This is a genomic window from Hominifimenecus sp. rT4P-3 (assembly GCF_051055405.1).
GTDB lineage: Bacteria > Bacillota > Clostridia > Lachnospirales > Lachnospiraceae > Pseudolachnospira.
This window is the reverse complement of record NZ_CP167068.1, coordinates 753,784-775,663: the sequence shown is the minus strand read 5'-3', so window position 1 is coordinate 775,663 and position 21,880 is coordinate 753,784. Positions and strand designations below refer to the sequence as shown.

Annotated in this window: 19 protein-coding genes; 1 reads left to right on the top strand and 18 read right to left on the bottom strand. The window is 48.8% G+C overall.

Annotated features, from left to right (window positions below; all coding sequences use genetic code 11):
• Positions 1 to 32: 32 nt before the first annotated feature.
• The 13 genes from dnaK to ACCC71_RS03650 all read right to left on the bottom strand — a co-directional run bounded on the left by dnaK (position 33) and on the right by ACCC71_RS03650 (position 15,323).
• Complete coding sequence (dnaK, locus tag ACCC71_RS03710; RefSeq protein ID WP_434311089.1) at positions 33 to 1,895, bottom strand: molecular chaperone DnaK; 1,863 nt, start codon at positions 1,893 to 1,895, stop codon at positions 33 to 35.
• 73 nt (positions 1,896 to 1,968) lie between these two features.
• Positions 1,969 to 2,565, bottom strand: coding sequence for a nucleotide exchange factor GrpE (grpE, locus tag ACCC71_RS03705; protein WP_434311088.1), 597 nt, complete (start codon positions 2,563 to 2,565; stop codon positions 1,969 to 1,971).
• 12 nt (positions 2,566 to 2,577) lie between these two features.
• Positions 2,578 to 3,609: a heat-inducible transcriptional repressor HrcA gene (hrcA, locus tag ACCC71_RS03700; protein WP_434311087.1), complete on the bottom strand. Its 1,032-nt coding sequence runs from the start codon at positions 3,607 to 3,609 to the stop codon at positions 2,578 to 2,580.
• A 239-nt stretch (positions 3,610 to 3,848) separates the two neighbouring features.
• Positions 3,849 to 4,373 (bottom strand): hypothetical protein, encoded by a 525-nt coding sequence (locus tag ACCC71_RS03695; RefSeq protein WP_434311086.1) that lies wholly within the window; start codon positions 4,371 to 4,373, stop codon positions 3,849 to 3,851.
• A 125-nt stretch (positions 4,374 to 4,498) separates the two neighbouring features.
• A complete protein-coding gene (locus tag ACCC71_RS03690; RefSeq protein WP_434311085.1) occupies positions 4,499 to 4,702 on the bottom strand; it encodes a DUF1858 domain-containing protein in 204 nt (67 codons plus the stop codon).
• A 65-nt stretch (positions 4,703 to 4,767) separates the two neighbouring features.
• The gene (locus tag ACCC71_RS03685) at positions 4,768 to 5,568 is read right to left on the bottom strand and encodes a peptidoglycan recognition protein family protein (RefSeq protein ID WP_434311084.1); all 801 of its coding nucleotides are present in this window, start codon (positions 5,566 to 5,568) and stop codon (positions 4,768 to 4,770) included.
• A 190-nt stretch (positions 5,569 to 5,758) separates the two neighbouring features.
• Positions 5,759 to 6,514, bottom strand: coding sequence for a YlmH/Sll1252 family protein (locus ACCC71_RS03680; protein WP_434311083.1), 756 nt, complete (start codon positions 6,512 to 6,514; stop codon positions 5,759 to 5,761).
• A 168-nt stretch (positions 6,515 to 6,682) separates the two neighbouring features.
• Complete coding sequence (gene gltA / locus ACCC71_RS03675) at positions 6,683 to 8,077, bottom strand: NADPH-dependent glutamate synthase (RefSeq protein WP_434311082.1); 1,395 nt, start codon at positions 8,075 to 8,077, stop codon at positions 6,683 to 6,685.
• A gap of 2 nt (positions 8,078 to 8,079) precedes the next feature.
• Positions 8,080 to 8,922, bottom strand: a complete 843-nt coding sequence (locus tag ACCC71_RS03670) for a sulfide/dihydroorotate dehydrogenase-like FAD/NAD-binding protein (RefSeq protein ID WP_434311081.1) — start codon at positions 8,920 to 8,922, stop codon at positions 8,080 to 8,082.
• Between the two features lie 369 nt (positions 8,923 to 9,291).
• Entirely contained in the window at positions 9,292 to 10,206 is a 915-nt protein-coding gene (locus tag ACCC71_RS03665) for an AEC family transporter (RefSeq protein WP_434311080.1), read from the bottom strand.
• 302 nt (positions 10,207 to 10,508) lie between these two features.
• Positions 10,509 to 11,939, bottom strand: coding sequence for a polysaccharide deacetylase family protein (locus ACCC71_RS03660; protein ID WP_434311079.1), 1,431 nt, complete (start codon positions 11,937 to 11,939; stop codon positions 10,509 to 10,511).
• 616 nt (positions 11,940 to 12,555) lie between these two features.
• A complete protein-coding gene (locus ACCC71_RS03655; protein ID WP_434311078.1) occupies positions 12,556 to 13,500 on the bottom strand; it encodes a 4Fe-4S dicluster domain-containing protein in 945 nt (314 codons plus the stop codon).
• A 197-nt stretch (positions 13,501 to 13,697) separates the two neighbouring features.
• Positions 13,698 to 15,323 (bottom strand): FAD-dependent oxidoreductase, encoded by a 1,626-nt coding sequence (locus tag ACCC71_RS03650; RefSeq protein WP_434311077.1) that lies wholly within the window; start codon positions 15,321 to 15,323, stop codon positions 13,698 to 13,700.
• A gap of 182 nt (positions 15,324 to 15,505) precedes the next feature.
• Here ACCC71_RS03650 and ACCC71_RS03645 point away from each other — a divergent pair, with 182 nt between their 5' ends.
• Positions 15,506 to 16,438: a LysR family transcriptional regulator gene (locus tag ACCC71_RS03645; protein ID WP_434311076.1), complete on the top strand. Its 933-nt coding sequence runs from the start codon at positions 15,506 to 15,508 to the stop codon at positions 16,436 to 16,438.
• 25 nt (positions 16,439 to 16,463) lie between these two features.
• On the opposite strand, the gene ACCC71_RS03640 is transcribed toward ACCC71_RS03645, so the two are convergent.
• The 5 genes from ACCC71_RS03640 to ACCC71_RS03620 are packed head-to-tail and all read right to left on the bottom strand — an operon-like array spanning position 16,464 to position 21,876.
• Positions 16,464 to 17,423, bottom strand: a complete 960-nt coding sequence (locus ACCC71_RS03640; RefSeq protein WP_434311075.1) for an NAD(P)H-dependent flavin oxidoreductase — start codon at positions 17,421 to 17,423, stop codon at positions 16,464 to 16,466.
• Between the two features lie 40 nt (positions 17,424 to 17,463).
• Positions 17,464 to 19,035: a serine hydrolase domain-containing protein gene (locus ACCC71_RS03635; protein ID WP_434311074.1), complete on the bottom strand. Its 1,572-nt coding sequence runs from the start codon at positions 19,033 to 19,035 to the stop codon at positions 17,464 to 17,466.
• Between the two features lie 14 nt (positions 19,036 to 19,049).
• Positions 19,050 to 20,006 (bottom strand): ABC transporter ATP-binding protein, encoded by a 957-nt coding sequence (locus ACCC71_RS03630; protein ID WP_434311073.1) that lies wholly within the window; start codon positions 20,004 to 20,006, stop codon positions 19,050 to 19,052.
• A 4-nt stretch (positions 20,007 to 20,010) separates the two neighbouring features.
• Positions 20,011 to 20,985 (bottom strand): ABC transporter ATP-binding protein, encoded by a 975-nt coding sequence (locus ACCC71_RS03625; RefSeq protein ID WP_434311072.1) that lies wholly within the window; start codon positions 20,983 to 20,985, stop codon positions 20,011 to 20,013.
• A 9-nt stretch (positions 20,986 to 20,994) separates the two neighbouring features.
• Positions 20,995 to 21,876, bottom strand: a complete 882-nt coding sequence (locus tag ACCC71_RS03620; RefSeq protein WP_434311071.1) for an ABC transporter permease — start codon at positions 21,874 to 21,876, stop codon at positions 20,995 to 20,997.
• Positions 21,877 to 21,880: the final 4 nt, after the last annotated feature.

Here is a 21,880-nt window from a genome sequence, read left to right as displayed (position 1 = left end):
CCGCCCGCTCCAGACTCTCTATTTATGATAAATTATACTTCTTTGTAATCCGCGTCCACAACATCGTCATCAGCGCCGCCGCCCATATTCGGGTTCGGACCTGCCTCCGGTCCAGGCTGCCCCTGCGCTTGCGCCTGCTCGTATACCTTTGCAAACAAAGCCTGAGCGCTCTTCATCAGCTTTTCTTTTCCATCTTTCAGTTCCTGAATCTGAGCATCCGTCAACTCGTCGGCATTGGCTGTAGCGGCCACCGCAGCTTTCAAAGCGTTCAGATCCGTCTCCACCTCGGATTTCAGTCCGGCATCCAGCTTGTCGCCAACCTCTTCCATGGCTTTTTCGGTCTGGAATACAATCGCATCCGCATCGTTTCTCGCATCGATACCTTCCTTGCGCTTCTTATCCTGTGCTTCAAACTCTGCCGCCTCTTTTACTGCCTTGTCGATATCGGACTCAGACATATTGGAGCTTGCGGTGATTGTGATGTTCTGCTCTCTTCCGGTTCCCAAATCCTTAGCGGATACGTTTACAATACCATTGGCATCGATGTCGAAGGTAACCTCGATCTGCGGCACACCGCGTCTTGCAGGCGGAATTCCATCCAAGCGGAACTGGCCGAGACTCTTGTTGTCTTTTGCAAACTGTCTCTCACCCTGCAATACATTGATATCTACAGCAGTCTGATTGTCCGCAGCCGTGGAGAAGATCTGGCTGTGCTTGGTGGGAATCGTCGTATTTCTTTCGATCAGACGGGTCGCCACGCCGCCCATGGTCTCGATGGACAAGGACAACGGAGTAACGTCCAGCAAAAGGATTTCACCTGCGCCGGCATCGCCCGCCAGCTTTCCACCCTGAATGGAAGCGCCGATGGCTACGCACTCATCCGGATTCAGATTCTTGCTGGGCTCATGGCCGGTCAACTGTCTTACTTTATCCTGAACCGCCGGGATACGGGTAGAACCGCCTACCAGCAGTACCTTATGCAAATCGGAAGAGTTGATACCGGCATCTTTCAACGCATTGTTTACCGGAATAACGGTACGCTCCACCAGATCATGGGTCAGTTCGTCAAATTTTGCGCGGGTCAGATTCATGTCGAAATGCTTCGGTCCCTCGCTGGTCGCTGTGATGAAGGGAAGGTTAATATTGGTGGTCGTCGCGCTGGACAGTTCTTTTTTCGCCTTCTCCGCCGCTTCACGCAGTCTCTGCAGGGCCATCTTATCGCCGGACAGGTCCACGCCCTCATTTTTCTTAAACTCAGCCAGCATATACTGGGTGATCTTTTCATCAAAATCATCGCCGCCCAGATGATTATCGCCTGATGTAGCAAGTACTTCGATGACGCCGTCGCCGATTTCAATGATAGACACGTCAAAGGTACCGCCGCCCAAATCGTATACCATAATCTTCTGTTCTTTTTCATTGTCCAGGCCGTAAGCCAGAGCAGCGGCCGTCGGCTCGTTGATAATACGCTTTACATCCAGACCGGCAATTTTTCCAGCATCTTTCGTGGCCTGTCTCTGAGCATCGTTAAAGTAGGCCGGAACGGTAATCACCGCTTCCGTTACCTTCTCACCCAGGTAGCTCTCGGCATCCGCCTTTAATTTCTGCAGAATCATCGCGGAGATTTCCTGAGGTGTATACTGCTTCTCGTCAATATTTACCTTATAATTGGTTCCCATCTCTCTCTTGATCGAAGAGATCGTCTTCTCCGCATTGGTAACAGCCTGACGTTTTGCCGGCTCGCCGACCAGACGCTCTCCGGTTTTCGTAAAGGCCACTACGCTGGGGGTAGTCCGCACGCCTTCCGTATTTGCTATAACAACCGGCTTTCCGCCTTCCATAACTGCTACGCAGGAGTTGGTCGTTCCTAAATCAATTCCAATTATTTTACTCATTATTTTTTCCTCCTAAAATTTATATTTCCAAACGGGCATTCACCCAATCAAATTATTTTCTTTTTTAATATAGCTAATTTGCTACCTTTACCATACTATATCGTACGACGCCTTCTTTATAAGTGTACCCTTTCTGGAATTCCTCGACTATCGTATTTTCACCTGCCGACTCATCCTCCACATGCATCACTGCATTGTGAAAATCGGGATTAAATTCCTTTCCCAAAGCCTCGATCGGCTTGACGCCAATTTCCTCCAGAGTAGCCGTCAACTGTTTATAGACTTTATCCATACCGCTGACAAAAGGGTCTTCTTTTTTCTCTTCCTCGACGCTGCACAGCCCTCGCTCAAAATTATCCAACACAGGAAGAATCTTCTCGATTACGCTGCGGGCGCCAACCTCGAAGCGGGCGGCTTTTTCTTTCTCCGTGCGCTTCCGGAAATTATCGAACTCCGCCATCGTCCTCTGAAGCCGGTCCGTAATCTCCGCTAATTTTTTCTCCAGGTCATTTTCTATATCAGCGGTTTCTTTTTCAGAATCCGATTCGGTGCCTGCCGTCGCTTCCTTTTCAGCGCCGTCTACCGCCTCCATTTCTTCCTCTCCCACGGCTGATTCCTGCTGCTTTTGTTCAAAATCTTTTTCATTTTTTGTCCGGTCTTTTCTCGCCACCCCAAATCCCTCCTATTCCTTTTTAAAAATATCGTCCAATTGGGACATGGTGTTCTTCAAGGTATCCACTACCTTCTGGTAATCCATGCGCTTCGGGCCGATAATACCAATTTTGCCCTGAACGCCTTCTCCCAATTCATAAGTGGCCGTAACCACACTACAATCTTTCATCGATTCCACCGGAACCTCATCCCCAATGTATACCTGAATATCTTTCTTGTCCTCACCATTTTCCGACTCTCCGGCAATCATCGTGCCAAGCCGCTTCTTTTCCTCCAGAGTACTGATCAGCTCACTGGCTTTATCTCCCCCTGTCAATTCCGGATACCGAAAGATATTAGGAGCGCCGCTGGTATACACCGGCACGTCGTCTTCCTGACCGATGGTCTCTGCTACCGCATCCAATACCTTGCTGACTACGTCGCTGTGGCAGCCGGCGTCTTCTTTTAACTTTGCAATCACGCCCAAATTGATCTCTTCAATCGTTAGACCATTTAACGTATTGTTCAGCAGAAAATTCAGGTTCAGTACCTCATCCGACTCCAAATCAAAACCGATGTTCAGGATATTATTTCTTACAATGTTTCCTTCCAGAACAATCACTGCCAGCAGCTTCCCCCCACCCATCATCGAAAGCTGAATGAACTTTAATTTATTCTTCCGATATCGGGGACCGGTAATCATCGTGGCATAATTCGTATTGGCAGCCAAAATCTTTGCCATCTGCATCAACAGCTCTTCCACTCGGTCCACACGCTTTAACAGGAAGTCCTGATCTGGCACTGCTGGAAGCTGCGTATTTTGCATCAGTTGATCCACATAAAGCCGATAGCCTTTATCCGTCGGAATCCGACCCGCTGAAGTATGCGGCTGAACAATCAAGCCCATCTCTTCCAAATCTGCCATCTCATTCCGAATCGTCGCTGGGGACAGCTGAAGCTCCGTGTACTTAGAGATGGTCCGCGAGCCTACCGGCTCTCCGGTCTCCTGATAGTTCCGGATGATCGCATTCAAAATCTTTCGCTTTCTCTCGTCCAGTTCCATCTACTCACCTCTTTTTGTTATTAGCACTCATCGTGATAGAGTGCTAACATCTTTCTTACTTAAGATACCACCGCAATATTTCTTTGTCAACACCTTTATCGAAATTTTATAAACTTTCTTATTTTCTATCCCACCCGAATTTCTATAGAATAAAAAGGCCCCGGATCCTGTCTCATTCCAAACAGTTCCGCGGCCTTTCATTCCCCAAAAACCATATTGATTCAACTCACGTCCCCAAGCTATGCTCCCTGCGATTCCAGATGTTCCGTCAGTTTTTCTTCCAGATGATCCATCCGAACAGCCAGCTGTCCTACCAAACCGTAGAGATCCCGAATATCGGTTCTCGCTTTTAACGCTCTCACATCTTCTCTGAGCGCTTTTATCTCCTTCCGATTTTCCTGAGCAACATCCCAGACTCGATCCACTTCCTTCAGAATTAAATTCTCGGAATGGCGCAGCTTCTCTGCAATCATGTCTGGTACACGGTTGTCGATCCGATCATCCACAATTCCCGGCACAATCGCCTGAATCCGGTCGTCCACGATTCCCGGCACAATCGCCTGAATCCGGTCGTCCACAATTCCCGGCACAATCGCCTGAATCCGATCGTCCACAATTCCCGGCACAATCGCCTGAATCCGGTCGTCCACGATTCCCGGCACGACCGCCTGAATCCGGTCATCCACAATCTCTGGCACCGTATCTTGAATCTGTTCTCGAACCACTTGGGCGATCGCAACCAGATCCTCTTTGCTTAAGGCCATGTCTTCTCCTCCTTTCTACAAAAGATGCCTTTCACTGACCAAATACCTTTGGTCAACAAAGGTTGTTTCTATTATAAGCCCTTTCCCCATCCATTGCAAGCAGAATTTACATCTATCGTTTCTTCTTATAATTCCTGATTCAAGTATAAATTTAATTTTCTTATCAATAAAACTGGATCCATTCCATGCTCTGCCGCTGCTTCGGCCAATGTCTCCTCCCCGCCAATCAGACATCCAATACAATGCAAGCCCGAAGCTGCCAGAACTTCCCCGGCCCGTTCATCTTGCTGAAGCAGTTCTGATATTCTCGTTTCCTCCGTAATCTTCATGCTACACCTCACAAATTCTATACATATTTTCCATTGACAAGAACATATACACGTAAAGCAGATGTTTACTGTTTCATCCAGTCGTCCACATCCTGCAAAAACTGCTTCCAACTGTCTTCATGTTCTACAAAATATTTCGGACAACATTTTCCCGTTACATCGTGGTGACGGATCACACCGCCATTCAAAGGATCCAGCTGATACTGCCGGCAAAGCCAGGCAGTCAGCTTTACCAAAGACTGATAGGTAGAGTCGTTAAATTTTCCAGTCTCATCCGGATGACAATTTTCAATGGATATCGTATCGCTGTTCCGATTGTTCGAAGCATATGCTACCTCTCCGGGCGGAACACAGGCAATCACTTCCCCCTCAAGGCCAATCACAAAATTGCTGCTCATGTAGACATCTTCTTCACCAGATGCGATATCCTCAAAATAATCCCGGTTCTGCTGTGCGGTCGTTCCTGGATTTCCCACATAGTGAATCACCACCGCATGAATCTCGCCGGTGGCCTTTCCCGGCCGCGAATACGGATTTACCGTTAGATACTGCTCGTCCACATATTCCGGCAGCTTGAGAGTTTGTCCCATTTTCACCGCAATAGGCTCTTCATTTTCTTTGATATGCTCTTCTTTCCTCTCAGTCGCTTCCGCCGCCTGTACCCTGGCCGCAGCGCCGCTGCATCCTTTTCCAGTCACAAAGCCGAGGAAAAAGAAAAAGCTAAGGATACCGGCACAACCGATTATTTGGATCTGTTTTGCCTGCTTTTTCCTCTTCCTTCTTCCCGCCAGCCGCCGTTCCCAGTGCTTCTCATAAGAAGCTCCTGTGCCTTTCGCGCTCTCGTTTCTCCATACTTTTCTGTTCATCCTGTTTCTGATATCTCCCCGTATGAACTGTTTCTTATCTTCTGAATATCAGTATAGAGAAAATTTGTAACTGAATTGTAACAGACCCTGGGACAAAATCCTACAACTTTCTTAAGATTATGGTAACCTTCATGAACAAGGAAGATTAGAGAGACCTTTTGACGCCCTAATTCAAGGAAGCAAAAATGCGCTAAATATAAACCTCCATTCGGATACGGCTGCGCCCTTTTCTGGTTTCTCCCTCCACACCTTGATAGATTGCTTTTCCAAACCCTCTCACGGTAACTTCATCGCCTATTTTCAACACATAACTGGGATTTTCCATCTCCCTTCCGTTTATATACACCTGTTTCCTGCGAAACAATTCCAGCACCTGGCTCCGTGACTTTCCATATAACGCGGCAATTACTACGTCTGCTCGTTCGGAAGCAGCCAACAAAAATCGCTCTTCTTTTTTCACAGCCGCTTCCTTCGGCATTTCTTCCGTCCGCTCACAGATCACCGCCGTATGCTTCACACGCTCCAAATTCTCGCACAAAAAGGATGCCATCGACTCCGTGCAAAAAATATAAGCGGTCTTTTCCTTAATAATAATATCGCCTATTACATCCCGCTCTAATCCCAGGTTTAAAATAGCGCCTAAAAAATCTCGATGTGTCAATGTATCCGCAAACTTTTCCTGTCTCGGAAAAACTCGCAGCAGGGCAATCGGAAATTCTCCGGAATAACCAAATGCTTCCTCCGCCCCGAATTCCGCCATTTGTCTGTCGCACCCTTCCCGTCCGCCAAATAACCGCCAGCCAGAAGAAGGCAGCTCTCGATTCATTCCCCGCAAAACGCTTTGTTCCGCCAAAGATAAAAAGCCGGTATAGCAATAATTATTTTGCCGATATGCTTTTCCCGCTAAATCCAAAAAACGTTTTCTTAAGACTTGTTCATCGTCCATCTAGATCTCCTTTCAGAGGTTTTCAGCGCTGCCCTACTGACTATGAAAGCCGATTGCTCCGCGCCTTGCGCGCCGTCCGGAGCTTTCATTGTAAAAAGGGAGAGTCCTTCGGGCTCTCCCTCTAACATCTGACTACTATTGCCAATGCTTTCTAAAGCAGGCAGCTTCTTATTTCTTTTCCTTAATATATTTGTCAATCGCTGCGGCAGCCGACTTTCCAGCTCCCATAGCCAAAATAACCGTCGCCGCGCCAGTCACAGCGTCTCCGCCGGCGTACACGCCTTCACGGCTGGTCAGACCGTCGTCCCCATTGGTTACGATACAGCCATGACGATTGGTTTCCAGACCCTTTGTGGTATTGCGGATCAACGGATTCGGAGAGGTTCCAATGGCCATAATCACACAATCCACATCCAAAGTAAAGTCAGAGCCTTCCACCTTAACCGGACGGCGTCTACCGGAAGCATCGGGCTCGCCCAATTCCATCTGAACGCAGTTCATGCCGGCTACAAAGCCCTCTTCATTGCCCAAAATCTCTGTGGGAGCAGTCAGAAGCTTGAAGATAATGCCCTCTTCCTTTGCGTGCTCTACTTCCTCCGCACGAGCCGGAAGCTCTGCTTCGGAACGACGGTATACAATGTAAACCTCATCCGCACCCAAACGCTTTGCAGAACGGGCCGCATCCATCGCCACGTTTCCGCCGCCAACTACCGCCACTTTCTTCGCGTGCATAATCGGCGTATCGCTGCTATCTTTGTATGCTTTCATCAAATTCACACGGGTCAGGAACTCATTGGCAGAATAAACAGCCTTCAAGTTCTCACCCGGAATCTTCATAAAGCTCGGAAGTCCAGCGCCGGATCCGATAAAGATCGCTTCAAATCCCTCTTGCTCCATCAACTCGTCCACTGAAATGGAACGGCCAACCACCATGTTGGTCTCCACCTTTACGCCGAGAGCTTTCAGCGTATCTACTTCCTTCTGTACAATGGACTTCGGAAGACGGAACTCCGGAATACCATATACCAATACGCCGCCAGCCAGGTGCAGCGCTTCATAGATCGTAACAGCATATCCCATCTTCGCCAAATCACCGGCGCAGGTAAGGCCTGCCGGGCCGGCGCCTACGATGGCAACTTTGTGTCCATTGGACTCCGGCTTTTTCGGAGCTTCGGTACAATTTGCATTGTGGTAATCCGCAACAAAGCGCTCCAAACGGCCAATGCCAACCGGCTCGCCCTTTACGCCGCGAACACAGTATTTCTCACACTGGCTCTCCTGCGGGCAAACACGGCCGCAGACTGCCGGCAAAGAACTATCCTGGTTGATGATCTGATAAGCTCCCTCAAAATCTTTCTCCGCCACTTTCGCGATGAACTCCGGAATTTTGATATTAACCGGACATCCCTGTACGCAGGGCATTTTCTTACAATTCAGGCAGCGCTGCGCTTCGTCTACTGCCTGCTCCTCCGTATATCCAAGAGCTACCTCGTTAAAATTTTTATTTCTAACGTTCGGATCCTGCTCCGGCATTTTATTTTTAACCAAAGACATATTTGCCATGATTACTGAACCTCCTTCTTAAACAGATTGCAGGTTTCTTCGTGCTTTGCCCTCTCAAACGGCTTATACATCGCTCCACGGGACATCGCCTCCGCAAAGTCTACCTGATGGCCGTCGAATTCCGGTCCGTCTACACAGGCAAATTTCGTCTCTCCACCCACGGTCAGACGGCAGCCGCCGCACATTCCGGTTCCATCAATCATAATCGGATTCATCGAAATCACGGTCTTAATGTCATATTTTTTCGTAACGCCGCAAACGAACTTCATCATAATCACCGGCCCAATCGCGATGACTTCATCATACTTTTCGCCTGCCAAAATCAGCTCTTCCAGTCCCTGGGTAACCAATCCCTTGGTACCATAAGTTCCGTCGTCGGTCATCATAACCATCTTATCGCTGACAGCTTTGAACTCATCTTCCAAAATAACAATATCCTTGCTGCGGAAGCCAACGATCGTATGTACTTCACAACCCATATTGTGAAGCTTCTTTGCCACAGGATACGCGATAGCACATCCCACGCCGCCGCCAACTACCGCGACTTTCTTCAATCCCTCCAAATGAGACGGAGTGCCAAGGGGTCCTACAAAGTCCTGAAGGTACTCGCCGACCTCTTTATGGTTCAGCTTTTCCGTCGTAGCGCCAACGATCTGGAAAATAATCGTAACGCTTCCAGTCTCCCTATCATAGTCCGCAATGGTCAGCGGGATTCTCTCGCCGTCCTCATCCACGCGCAAGATGATAAACTGACCAGGTTCTGCCTTCCGGGCCACATAGGGAGCCTCGATATCCATCAGGGTTACTGTAGGATTCAGCTCAGCTTTTCGTAAAATCTTGTACATATCCACCATACCTTTCTCTGAGTTTACACAGCTCTCAGCAACGCTGTTTTCTGTATTATAGCAAAGTTGCTGATATTTGTAAAATAAAACTTGCCTGGAAATCCTTTATTTGTCAAAGGTATATATTGTCCCACTAAAATTCCTGACTTTCCCATGCTTTTTTAGAATCAACGTCCTTTTCTGTTACAGATTTAACAAGTTTTTGCTTTTTAAGGGCAAAGTTTTTCCAAATATTTATATATGTTTTAATTCATTTCTTATATATGTATATTTTTTATTCCTCTCGAAAAAACGACCTGACTTTATTTTTTTAATCGAACATCGCCGTTTTTCTTTTAAAAAAATTCCACTGTGTAGCATTTGTCCGCTCTACAGCGTCGTCATCAGCACAATCATAATCCCGCAGCTGATTAAAAAAGATGCGGACGTGGTAAAACTGGCCAATTCTACATCGCCTTGAATCTGTTCTGTATAAATGCTTGCAATGCTTGGAATCGGAGCAAACGCACACATCACCAATACCTGCCTGGTCATGAGGTCAAAGGGCAATAGGAAATAAAAGGCCAGCGCTAGAAGCAGCGCGCAAAAATATTTTCTCCCCAAAATCCCAAAAGCAGTTTTCAGATATGCTTTGTCAAAGCGAATTTCAAACATTAACCCAATCATAAACATCGATACAAAAGCGTTGGCATTTCCCGTAGGTTGAACAATTGTTACCAATGCTGCCGGCGGACGGGTGCCCAGCAATGCCAAGACAATCAAAGTGATATACGTCAAAATCGGTACAGAATGAAACAATTTCCGAAAAATATCGCGGAGCGTAACTTTTTCCCCGTCCGCTTTAATCACGCTGGTCGTAAAAATATACACGCCGCCAGTTGCCATAAAAGAATTTCCAGAATCAAACAAAGCAGTCAAAGCGACACCGCTCCCACCTAAAAACTGCTGAACAAAAGGAATCAGAAAATTCCCCATATTAAAGCTGGAAGCACAAATCATTTTTAAAGAGCGCAGCTTCCGATCCTGCCAGTCTCGCCTGGTCGTCGCATAGGTAAACAGCAGCGCCACCCAGTTGGAAAAAAAGGCAAGAACAATGATACTGAGCAAGGAGTAGTCCATTGTAAAATTGGCAAAGGAGCTGATCACAGCCGCTGGCAAGGTAATATTTAAAGCGAGCTTCGCCAAAACCCGATAATCCATCGCGCCTAAAAAATGAACCTTTTTCAAAAGATAGCCGAGAGCCAAAGGCGCCAGCAAGGAAAGAAGCTTCGTCAAAATATCCATCTTGTGCCTCCTTGATTCTAACAAGAATACATGTTCTTGTCCATGGAAGGTATCATAAAACAAAACCTGAGATGTTTCATTAAGAATATCATAATTCTAAAATCAGGTCAATTCTTTCCCAACTCTTATGATAAGACGCCCTTCTAACAATAATATTGAAGGAAAGAGGCGCATCCTTCACTCAGGATATTCCAAGTGAGGGATGCGCCTCTTTTCATTCTATAGAAAATTCCCTTGGAACTTCCTATGAAATAACAAACGCTCCACAAAATTCATTGTCTATAAAGAAAGAAATCCTTCAATCAGCCCATCGGTTTTACCGGCGTTGGACGCGCTTTGTCAAACACGGACGCCGCGTCAAAGAACGGACTCAGCTTATCCGCATGATAGTACATCTCGAAGCCGTCCGCATTGATCCGTCCCTGGCGGAGATATTTGGACGTACACTGCACCCACGGCTGGTTTCCGTCTACATTGCAGTAATAGTCAAAGCCAACGCTGCTGAGATAATCATACTTTTCATTATTGTCATAGCCGCGCCAGCTGCCGATATCAGTTCCCTTCGGGAAAATCAGGATATCCGTATCCCCGCCAAGCAGCGGATTTACCTGATCCAGCCATTTTTGCATATCGGTCTTCATGTTCTCGATCTTTGCCTGGCCCATATCTTTATGGCCCCAGCTGTGGGAAGCGAACTCCCAGCCCAGTTCTTCCATCCGGGCGGCTACGCTTTTCGCCTTTTCCCGCTCCGATTCCACGTTGATGCTGGCATATTCTGCCTTATAGCTATCATCGCTGGGGTCTCCGTACTTCGGAGCCGTCCGGTAGCCAAGGATTCCATCGTAACCGGTCAATGCGATAATTCCACGGGCTCCCTTATAGGAGAAATCCGGATGGGCCTTGATAAATTCCTCCAAACGTGGAACCACATCAAAAGCGCCGGTCTGAACCGTTCCATTCGCCATATCCATCTCACAGGTTGGATAGCCGTCCTCTCCAATCACAATTCGATTGGCAAAGCCATGGCCCTGCATATATTCATAATAAGATACATCGTCGACAGAGAGCACAAATGGTTTCTTTCCAGGCGGGAGAAGGATCGTCCCCTTTTTCATCTCCCCATCCTGTTTGGAGGCCATATCATGAATCTTTACCAGCACGTAACCTTTCTCATACATCTGCTGCATAATCGCGTCAAACTCGTCCACCGTCGTCATAACCTGATTATAAGCCGCCGACTTTTCCGAACCAAAGGCTTTGGCCGTATCCACGATCAAAGAGTGGAAAAAGACATGGGGAATTTGTGTAATATCCGCGGCCACCAGAGACTTTTTCGTCTCCTCATAGCCAGTGATTACTTCGGTAATTCTTGAATCAGACTCATAACCGGATACGGATTTCAAAAGCGCAATGGCTCCGTCATAATCGTAGGACGCCGCCAAAGCAGCCGCCTGAGACAAAGCACTGTCCGCATCCGCAGCCGGAGCGCCTCCGCTTTCCGCCGGAGTACTCTCACCAGGTTCACCGGCCGTTTCCGTCTGGTTTGTCGTGCCGGCAGGAAAGGTTGTATTTTCCTTCTTTTTAAAATCACCGTCCAAAAACTTCTTTCCGAGAATCACCGCTGCCACAACAAGAATCAACAGCAGCACCGTCAGAATGATCCGGTTCCGGATCGCACGGCGACGTCTGGCCCGGCGTCTCGTATCTCGCATTCGCCCCCGATAATCTTCCATAAAGAATCCCCCTTATATTTCTCAATTTCATTCTTCAGTTTTACCTTCAGTTGACAAGAGCATACACGCCTCATAGCGGGATAATTTGGGCATCTTCTGCGTTATCTTCCATCGGCGTACGTCCAGTACGCCTCTGTCAGATGCCTTGACGATGCCCAAATTTTCTCCGCTTGAGGTCGTAGAGTCAGGCAGAAATAAATTTTGCTCCCTGCAAGGCAGTTGAACGATGCGTACAGGAGGTACGCTGAGTGAAACTAACGATGCAGGAAGCAAAATTTACTCTGTCCTGACCGTGTGTGCCCTTATCAACTGAAGGTACCTTCCATTGACAAGAGCATACCCCCTCTTATCGATAAAAGGAATCATCGCTAAAATAAAATACAGTACCATTCTATCATTGTGGAGTGATAGAATCAAGGGAGGAAATCTGAAAAATTCCTTACGAAAGCCAGCGGCAATTATGAAAGTCCAAGAAGGAAGCAACCAACCTCCTGGGGTTCAGGTATTTAAAAGCCTCTCCCACAGAAATCTTTGGACACCTGAATTCGATAGAATAAAGAAAACCGCCCTGCTAAAAATTTTAGCAAGGCGGCAGCCCATTTCCAACATCCTGTAATTAGCAGGTAGCTCCTCCTACCAGATGCAGCTGTGCATCCAGGATTTCCTGCTTTCTTCCCAGAATCTCATCGCTCATCAGCTGAGCTTCCACGTTCTCAAAGCCAAGACGGGCAATCGTATCGGCAAAACGCTCTCCGGTCTTTCCCTGCTCACGGAACAGCAGAAGAGCCTTTTCGATAACGCTCATCACTTCTTCCTTATCCGTGAACACTTTGCTCATGGCATGGCCGTGGGTTACTCTCTTGCCCCAGCGGCCTCCCAGATAGATCTTGAAGCCATGTACGCCGTCCTCGATCGCGTCAAAGTTACATTTTCCAACGCAGCGTCCGCAGTTATTGCAGGCATCCCGATCGATCTCCAAAATGCCATCTACCATCTTTGCCACTCCGATCGGGCAGGCTTCTTCTACGGAACATTTCTTACAGCCATTGCAGGAATCCTCGTCAAAATTCGGGATCAGCTGGCCGATCACGCCCAGGTCGTTCAGATCCGGTTTCACGCAGTTATTGGGACATCCGCCAACCGCAATTTTAAATTTATGAGGAAGCAGCACGCCGCGGTATCCCTCATAGAAACGATGATGAATTTCCTCCGACAGAGCAAAGCTGTCCAAAAGGCCATACTGGCAGGTGGTTCCTTTACAGGAAACGACCGGACGAACTTTGGAACCGGTTCCGCCGGTTACCAGACCAGCTTTTCCTATGTACTCCTGGAATTCCTCGATCTTCTCATAGGGAACGCCCGGAACCTCAATCGTCAAACGGCTGGTCAATGTTACCGTGCCATTTCCGTACTTTTTCGCTGCTTCCGCGATGCACTGATTTTGATCCGCCGTAATTTTTCCGTTGATCGTAATAATACGCGCGGAGAAATTGTCGGTTCCCTTATTATTCAGAAAACCCATTCCTTTTACTCTCTTGATATCCTCTGCACTTACCGCCATGTCTGTTACCTTCCTTTTCTTTTATGTTTTTTTTCTTTCATCCACCAAAATGGTAAATTTTGTTAAATTCTTGACTATTGTAGCCGCAAAACACCCATAGAAACATGAGCCATAGATTCCGGGAAATGCCGCCACGTGGCATTCCCCGGTTCCTAATTTTAGGTTAAAATCTCGCTTTACAAAATATTTTGTTCTTCTTATGCCTTTACGTCAGTAAAAATATTTCCGCCTTCCAGCACAACCGTGTTGGTATAGCCATAATATTTCAAACGATTCTGCGTCAGATAGGCCCGTTTTCCTTTGTTGCATACTACCAGGATCTTCTCATCCTTGCCAAAGCCCGGTACTTCGCCATTGATCTTCGTCAGGTCAATATACGGCGCGCCGTCAATCGAAGGACTCAAGGAAACATCCATTACTTTGTAGCCTTCCGCAGCGCCTGCCTTGTACTCTGCCGGAGTGATGGAAGCCAGACGGCCATCCATCTTGTTCAGCAGTACGTTTACCGCATTTACCAGCGGATGAATCGCGGTGGAGAACGGCGGCGCATAGGCAAAGTCCAAGCTCTCCATATCATTCAGAGTCGCGTTCATCGCGATCGCCATCACACAGATGTCCACTACCTTATCTACCGCGCCTGCACCCAGTACCTGCACACCCAACAGCTTCTTGGTGCCTTTTTCCGCAATGAGCTTGATAATAAAGGTGGAAGCTCCCGGATAATAGTGGGCCTTATCGTCGGTAATCAAAACGACGCTCTCCGCGTCAATTCCCATATCTTTCGCCGCAGTTTCCGTCAGGCCGGTACGTCCAACGTTCAATCCCGGCAGCTGCGCGATACTGGTGCCAAACACACCCGTGTAAGTAACATCCTCTCCGGCGATCACACGAGCCGCCACACGGCCCTCCATGTTCGCGGAAGATCCCAGCGGAGACCAAGCCTTATTTCCCGTCTGACGATTTCTGGTAAAGGCGCAGTCGCCTACCGCATAGATATCCGGATCGTTGGTCTGCAGATGCTCGTCAACACAAATCGTTCCCTTGAACATTTCCAGGCCGCTGTCAGCCAAAAATGCCGTATTCGGGCGAATTCCCATGGAAAGAATCACCGTATCTGCTTTCATTCCACGCTTCTCCGTCAGCACCTTGGTGACATGACCGTTTTCGCCTTCCACACCAGCCAGTTTCGTGCCGGTAAAAGCCATGATTCCGCGGTCAGCCAGATGGTTCTCCACATACTCCGCCAGTTCCGGATCAAAGCCCGGCAGCACCTGAGGCGCCATATCGATGATGGATACCTTTGCGCCTTGAGCCTGCAGGTTTTCCGCCAACTCAAGACCGATAAATCCACCGCCGACAATAACCACGCGTTTTACTTTTCCAGCCTCAACCGCGTCTCTCAGAGTAATGGCGTCCGCAGGGGTACGCATAAAGTACACACCCTCCAGGTCTAAGCCCGGCAGGGGCGGCTTCACAGGGTCCGCGCCAACGGCAATGACCAATTTGTCGTAAGCGTACTCTGTTTCCTCACCGGTAGCCAAATCTTTTGCCAAAACCGTCTTTTTCTCCCGGTCAAGGGCCGTAACTTCCGTGCGGTTTTTCACCACCACGCCAGTCAAATTGGAAAAAGATTCGGGGGTATTTACAATCAGCTCCGCCCGATCATGGATGACATCTCCTACGTAATACGGCAGACCACAGCCTGCATAGGAAATATCCTCCCCCTTGGTCAGGATCGTCACTTCGTAATCTCGATGTTCGCGCTTCAGTTTTGCCGCGGTCTTGGTTCCAGCAGCAACTCCGCCGATAATCAATACTTTCATGTTACGCCTCCTTATTTCTTTTGGAACTTTTCTCTCTTCTACTCCCCATAGCGAAAAGCTCTTTCGTTCTTTTCTTTCTTTATAATTATAATACTTGCTTTTTTCTCCGTAAAATAGTATTATCAAATCGTATCCATAAGTAAACACCAATACATTTCATTCTATGGATTCAAGGAGACAATATGACATTACGCCATCTGCAAATTTTTGTGGAGGTCGCTGCCTGCGGAAAGATGAGCCTGGCAGCCTCCCACCTTTTTATTTCCCAGCCAACGGTCAGCCAATCCATCGCCGAACTGGAAAAACATTATCAAACCAAACTGTTTGAACGCTACCCCAGGGGCCTTTATCTAACCGAAGCAGGAAAACTATTGCTGCAAAATGCCAAAGATGTCCTCGCTTCCTATCAGAAATTAAATGAGACGATGCTTTCCGCCCTGCAAACGCTCCCCGTCCACATCGGAGCTACCGTCACGGTCGGAGACTGTCTGATTCATCGAATCCTTCGCCAGTTCCGAAAAATCTATCCCGACGCAGATCCAAGAATTTATGTCAATAATACCCATGCCATCGAAGAAAAACTGTTAAACGCAGAACTGGACATTGCGCTGGTCGAAGGAGAAGTCCAGAGTCCCGATCTGATTTCAGAACCGGTCATTCGGGATTTCCTGGTACTGGTATGCGGCAAGGCTCATCCATTTTTTCAGCGTCCCCAGGTTTCCCTCAAAGAAATCGCTGCCGAGCCCTTTATTCTTCGAGAGCAAGGCAGCGGTACCCGTTCTTTATTTGAAACCTTCATGGCCGAACGCGGCTATCCGCTGGATGTTCGCTGGGAATGTACCAACGCCGGCACCATCAAACATGCTGTGATGGATAATCAAGGACTATCCGTTATCTCCATCCGTCTGGTGGAAGAAGAGGTCCGCACCGGAGAGATCCGCGTGGTACCCGTAAAAGACGGTGTCTGGAACCGAAATTTCAGCCTCGTCCGTCACAAGTACAAATACCTATCCCCAGATATGGAACATTTCATTGAGACGGTAAAAGCCTATGAGGACAACGAAATTCTAAAACTGCTGCCGCCCGCATCCTGCACGGCAAAGAAAACCAACTAAAACCGCTTCCCCTCCGCCTGGACATTTATCCCAATAGTCCAGGCGCTTTTTTTAGAATCTCCGCAGCTTCTTCCGTTACCGTTCTCAAAATCTCAGCCGCCGGCTGCACCTTCTTTAGCGGTCCTACGCTTTGCCCGCATTGGACAATGCCGTTCATTCCATCTGCTCCAATGCCTTCTTCCGCTACTTTCCGGCTCATCTCAGCCGCCAACGCATTCAATTCTTCTACCGGAACCCCGGCAATCTCCATCTCGTGATACCGCTCGGAAAAAGGACTGCGGAGTCCCCGCATCCCTTTCCCACGAGATAGCCCAACTTCCGTACTGTCGTCGTCCGTTGCTTCTAAAAGCCGCTTTACATTATCCGGATGAAACGCATGGCACTCTTCCGCAAGCAGGAAACGAGAGCCCATCTGTATCCCGTCTGCTCCCATCACCATGGCGGCCGCCATTCCTCTTCCATCCACAATCCCTCCGGCGGCAATGACCGGAATCGTCACTTCAGGAATCACATTGGACATCAACGCCATGGTAGTCAGAGTCCCAATCCGGCCTCCGGCTTCCGTTCCCTCTATGATCAACGCGTCCGCGCCTGCTGCTTCGATCCGCTTCGCCAAACGGGTCTTCGGCACAATACAGATGGTTTTTACACCGCCTGCCCGGAATACCGGGATATAAGGCCGCTGGTCTCCAGCGCCCATGGTCACAAAGGGAACCTTTTCTTCTATAATAATCCGAAAGATTTCCTCCCGGTCTTCCACATTTCGCAGACCATGATTGGTATTGACGCCAAAAGGCTTATCCGTCAATTCTCGAATCCTCCGGATATCCCGCAGCAACTGCTCCGGCCCCCAGTTGGTCGTCAAAATTCCGGCTCCGCCGCCGTTGGACACAGCGGCTACCAGTTCCGGCCGGGAAATCCAGGCCATAGCGCCCTGTAAGATCGGATATTGAATTCCCAATAATTCCGTCACTCTCGTTTTCATCCCGTATTCCTCCTACTCCCTTGGCAAGCGCATATCACAATTACCGGCAAACGGCCCGGTAATCCGTTACTCTCATCGGGTGCTCCGATAGGTCGCCGCTGACTTTTGCCGCTGTGACCAAAACCTCTTTCTCCTGGAAACAGAAGTCCAGGCTGATGGCATAGCAGGTCTGAATCCAGCGGGCTTTCACCCGGAACGTATCCGGCTTCACCCAGTAACCGTCCATCAGCACCTGATCAATCCCCGGTATCCGGTCATTTCCATAGCTGTTTAAGCGGCTCATACCATCGATACCGATCGTCAATTCCCGGATCTGATCCATCTCAAAGAAGGTAAGACGGCAGGTGGCCGCAGCGGAGAAATCAAAGGCAAACCACTTCATTCCATCCATATATACGATGGGATCGCAGAGAACCATGTGTTTCCACAAAGGTTTCCGGAACGTCAAACTGCTGTTTCCCTGAACCACATATCGTCTCCCCGATACCAGCTCCGCCGTGGGACTGTGGGGCTGCGATTCCGGTTTTTCCAGGATCAAACGCGCCAAACGCCGCTGCAATCGCGCATATGCTTCCGGATTTTCCGGCAGGGGCTGATCTTTCGCCATCTTCTTGACGCGGGCCACCACAAAATCCCGTCCCAGACCTTCGTCGATTCCATTTCGTTCCGACGATTCCTGGAAACTAACCACCATATCCAAGTCCAGATAGGCCGTTGCACACTGTCCCAGACCTCCGTTGGCCTCGACAACACCGCCGATTCCGCCGCCGTTGATCCAGGTCTGGAACCCATATCCCTTCTCGACGCCTTCTTCCGCATAAGGCTCCGGCTTTTGGCTGGGAGAACCAGGTGCAGAACTTTCCGGTATGACCGGAACAATCTGAATGGAAGTCGCCTGGGCAATCCAGTCCTCGCTCAGAAGTCGCTCTCCTTCCCAGACGCCGCCGTCCAGGTAAAGCTTCATCAAACGCAAACTATCCTCCACGGTAGCGCTCAAGCCTCCGCAGCCGACCACGCTGCCGTTTAAAAGGTGTCCCCAATGCAGATGGGACTTATCAATTCCAATTTTGTCACAGAGTTTCTCACCCAGATAGTCTTCAAACCGGCGGCCGGTCACCCGTTCCACCAGAGCGACTCCCATATGGGTATCCTCGGCGCTGTATTCAAAGACAGTTCCTGGATCATGGGCCATCTTCATGGCAAAGAAATGAGGAATCCATTCCGCAATATCCGTCCGCTCCAAAAGCTTACCGGAAGACATCATCAATACGTGACGCACCGTAATCTCCCGGCCACGGGGGTCGTCGCACAGATCGGCGTATTCCGGGAAATATTTCACTAATGGATCATCCAAGTCGAAATAGCCTTCTGTGTAAGCAATCCCCACTCCCGTCGCCGTGTAGGTTTTGGACATGGAAAACAATTCCTGGGGAATATTTTTCGCATAAGGAGCCCACCATCCCTCCGCACAGACCTTACCATGACGCAAAATCATCAGTCCATGGGGTTCACAATTGGGAAAATCTTCCAGTTCATCCAATAATGCCAAAATATCCTCGCTGGAAATTCCCACCGACTCCGGGGATACCCGTTCAAATTCCTTCCGTACCATACTGTTCCCTTTCCCTATTTGTTGATCTCATGAGCGAAGTGGCAAGCCACCATATGATTCGGCTCATACTCTTCCAGGGCCGGCGACTCCGCAAAGCAGATGTCCTTCGCATAGATGCACCGTTTGGCAAAACGGCATCCCGGTTTCGGGTTGATCGGAGAAGACAGTTCTCCTTTTAAGAGGATCCGTTCCTGCCGGTTATGAATGCTGGGCTGAGGCAGAGCGGAGAACAATGCCTTGGTGTAAGGATGGATCGTCGTATCAAAGATCTCCTTGGCAGGTCCTTTTTCCACCATCTGTCCCAGATACATGACCATAATATCATGGGAAATATATTTTACCACCGACAAATCATGGGTGATAAACATATAAGTAAGTCCCCGCTCTTCCTGCAAATCCTTCAAAAGATTCAGAATCTGAGCCTGGATAGATACGTCCAACGCCGATACCGGCTCATCGCAGACGATGAACTTTGGATTTACCGCCAACGCTTTCGCCACGCCGATTCTCTGACGGCGTCCGCCGTCCAGCTCGTGAGGATAGGTATGAAACAGACGGCGCGCCAAGCCAACGGTATCCATCAGTTCCAATACCTTCTTTTCCACATCCGCTTTTGACAGCTGCTTCTCAATCTTCAGTGGTTCCGCGATCAACTGGCTGACCGTCATACGAGGATTCAAGGAGGAATACGGATCCTGGAAAATCATCTGAGCCTGCCGGCGCAGCGCCTTTAAGCCTTCTTTATCCAGCTTTGTTACATCCTTACCCTCAAAAAACAACTGGCCATCCGTGCTCTCCAACAGATGAAGGATCGTGCGGCCTAAAGTGGATTTTCCACAGCCGCTTTCGCCAACGACTCCCAAGGTCCTTCCCTCTTCAATCTGGAAATTGATCCCATCTACCGCATGAAGCTGGCCGGATTTTGTATCAAAATATTTCTTTAGTTCTTTTGCTTCTACTAACACGGACATATCCTTACACCTCCCCTAGATGAATGCACCGCACCCAATGTCCCGGAGCGACTTCCCGAAGCGGGATTTGCTGTGTCTCACAATCCGGACAACGGTTCGGGCAGCGTGGAGCAAACTTACATCCTGGCGGAAGATCCGCTGGATCCGGCATCAAGCCATCAATGGGTTTTAACCGGTCCTCGGTTCCCGCTACGCTTGGCAAAGAGCCAAACAGGCCGATGGTGTAAGGATGCATGGTCTCATCGTAAATATGTTCAATCCGCCCCATCTCTACCACTTCTCCGGCATAGATGATCGCGACCTTCTCACACATTTCCGCCACTACTCCCAAATCGTGAGTGATCAGCAGCATGGCCGTCCCCAGCTCTTTTTTCAATTTCCGCATCATATCCAGAACCTGTGCCTGGATAGTTACATCAAGAGCCGTAGTCGGCTCGTCGGCGATCAAAAGCTCCGGGTTGCAGGCAAGAGCGATCGCAATAACGATACGCTGCTTCATTCCGCCGGAAAACTGATGAGGGTACTCCCCATAACGCTCTTTGGGGATTCCTACCATCTCCATCATGGCCTCCGCCTGTTTTTTCGATTCCGCCTTGGTCAGATTCTTCTGATAAAACAATACTTCCGCAATCTGTTCTCCCACCGGGTCCGTGGGGTTTAAAGCCGTCATCGGGTCCTGGAAAATCATGGAGATCTTTGCTCCACGGATCTTCTGCATTTCCTTCACGCTTTTCTTTAGAAGATCTTCCCCATGGAATTTGATCGAACCACTGATATATTTTCCCGGAGGTTCCATAACCAGGCGCAAAATGCCTCTGGCAATCGTGGTCTTTCCGGCTCCAGTTTCTCCTACCAAGCCTAACGTTTCTCCCCGCTCCAAAGTCAAATCCACATGGTTGACTGCTTTGCAGGTGCCAACGTCATCGGTAATATAGTAAATCGCTAAATCCTCTATTTCTAGTAATTTGTCCTGTCCCATACTCTCCTCCTAATTCTTCAGTCGCGGATCCAGAGCATCCCGCAGTCCGTCTCCAATGTTATTCAGGCAGAAAACGGTGATCAGGATGGCAATTCCGGGGAAAATACACAACCAGGGATACTTCATGATATACTCTCTGCCTGCCGCCAGCATGGCTCCCCACTCCGGATTCGGAGGCTGAATACCCAGGCCGATAAAACTCAGGGAAGCGGCTACCGTAATCGCATTGGCGATTCCGCTGGCCACAGCCACAAAGATCGGAGACAACGCATTGGGCAATACATACCGGAAAATAATGCGCCCATTTCCCGCATTATTTGAGCGGGCCGATTCAATATATTCCTGGTTTCTCTGGGTCATAACAGACGCCCTGGCCACACGAGCCATATTGGGAACACCTGTGATACCTACCGCCAACATACAGTTAAAGATACCGGTTCCCAGAGTAGCCGAAAGTACCACAGCCATCAGCATATTCGGAATCGCCATGAAAACGTCCAAGATACGCATGATAATATTGTCAATTTTTCCGCCATAAAAACCAGCGATTGCGCCAAGAATAATTCCAAAAAATGCAGATACGCTCGTAGAAATCAGTCCTACTGTCATGGAGATCCGAGCGCCATACAAAATACGGCTGAAAATATCACGTCCTAAACCATCGGTGCCAAAAAGATGCGCTGCACAGGGGCCCAGGAAACGATCCGCTACTTTCTGTTCCGTAGCGCCGTAAGGGGCAATCAGGGGAGCCAAAATGGCAACAAGCGCTACCAGCAGAATCAATACTAAGCTGAACATAGATAACTTATTCTTCTTATACTGGCGCCAAATCATCCCCGCACGGCTCTGTTTCTTATAAACTTGCTTTTCTGTTTGATTTTTTTCAGACATGGCC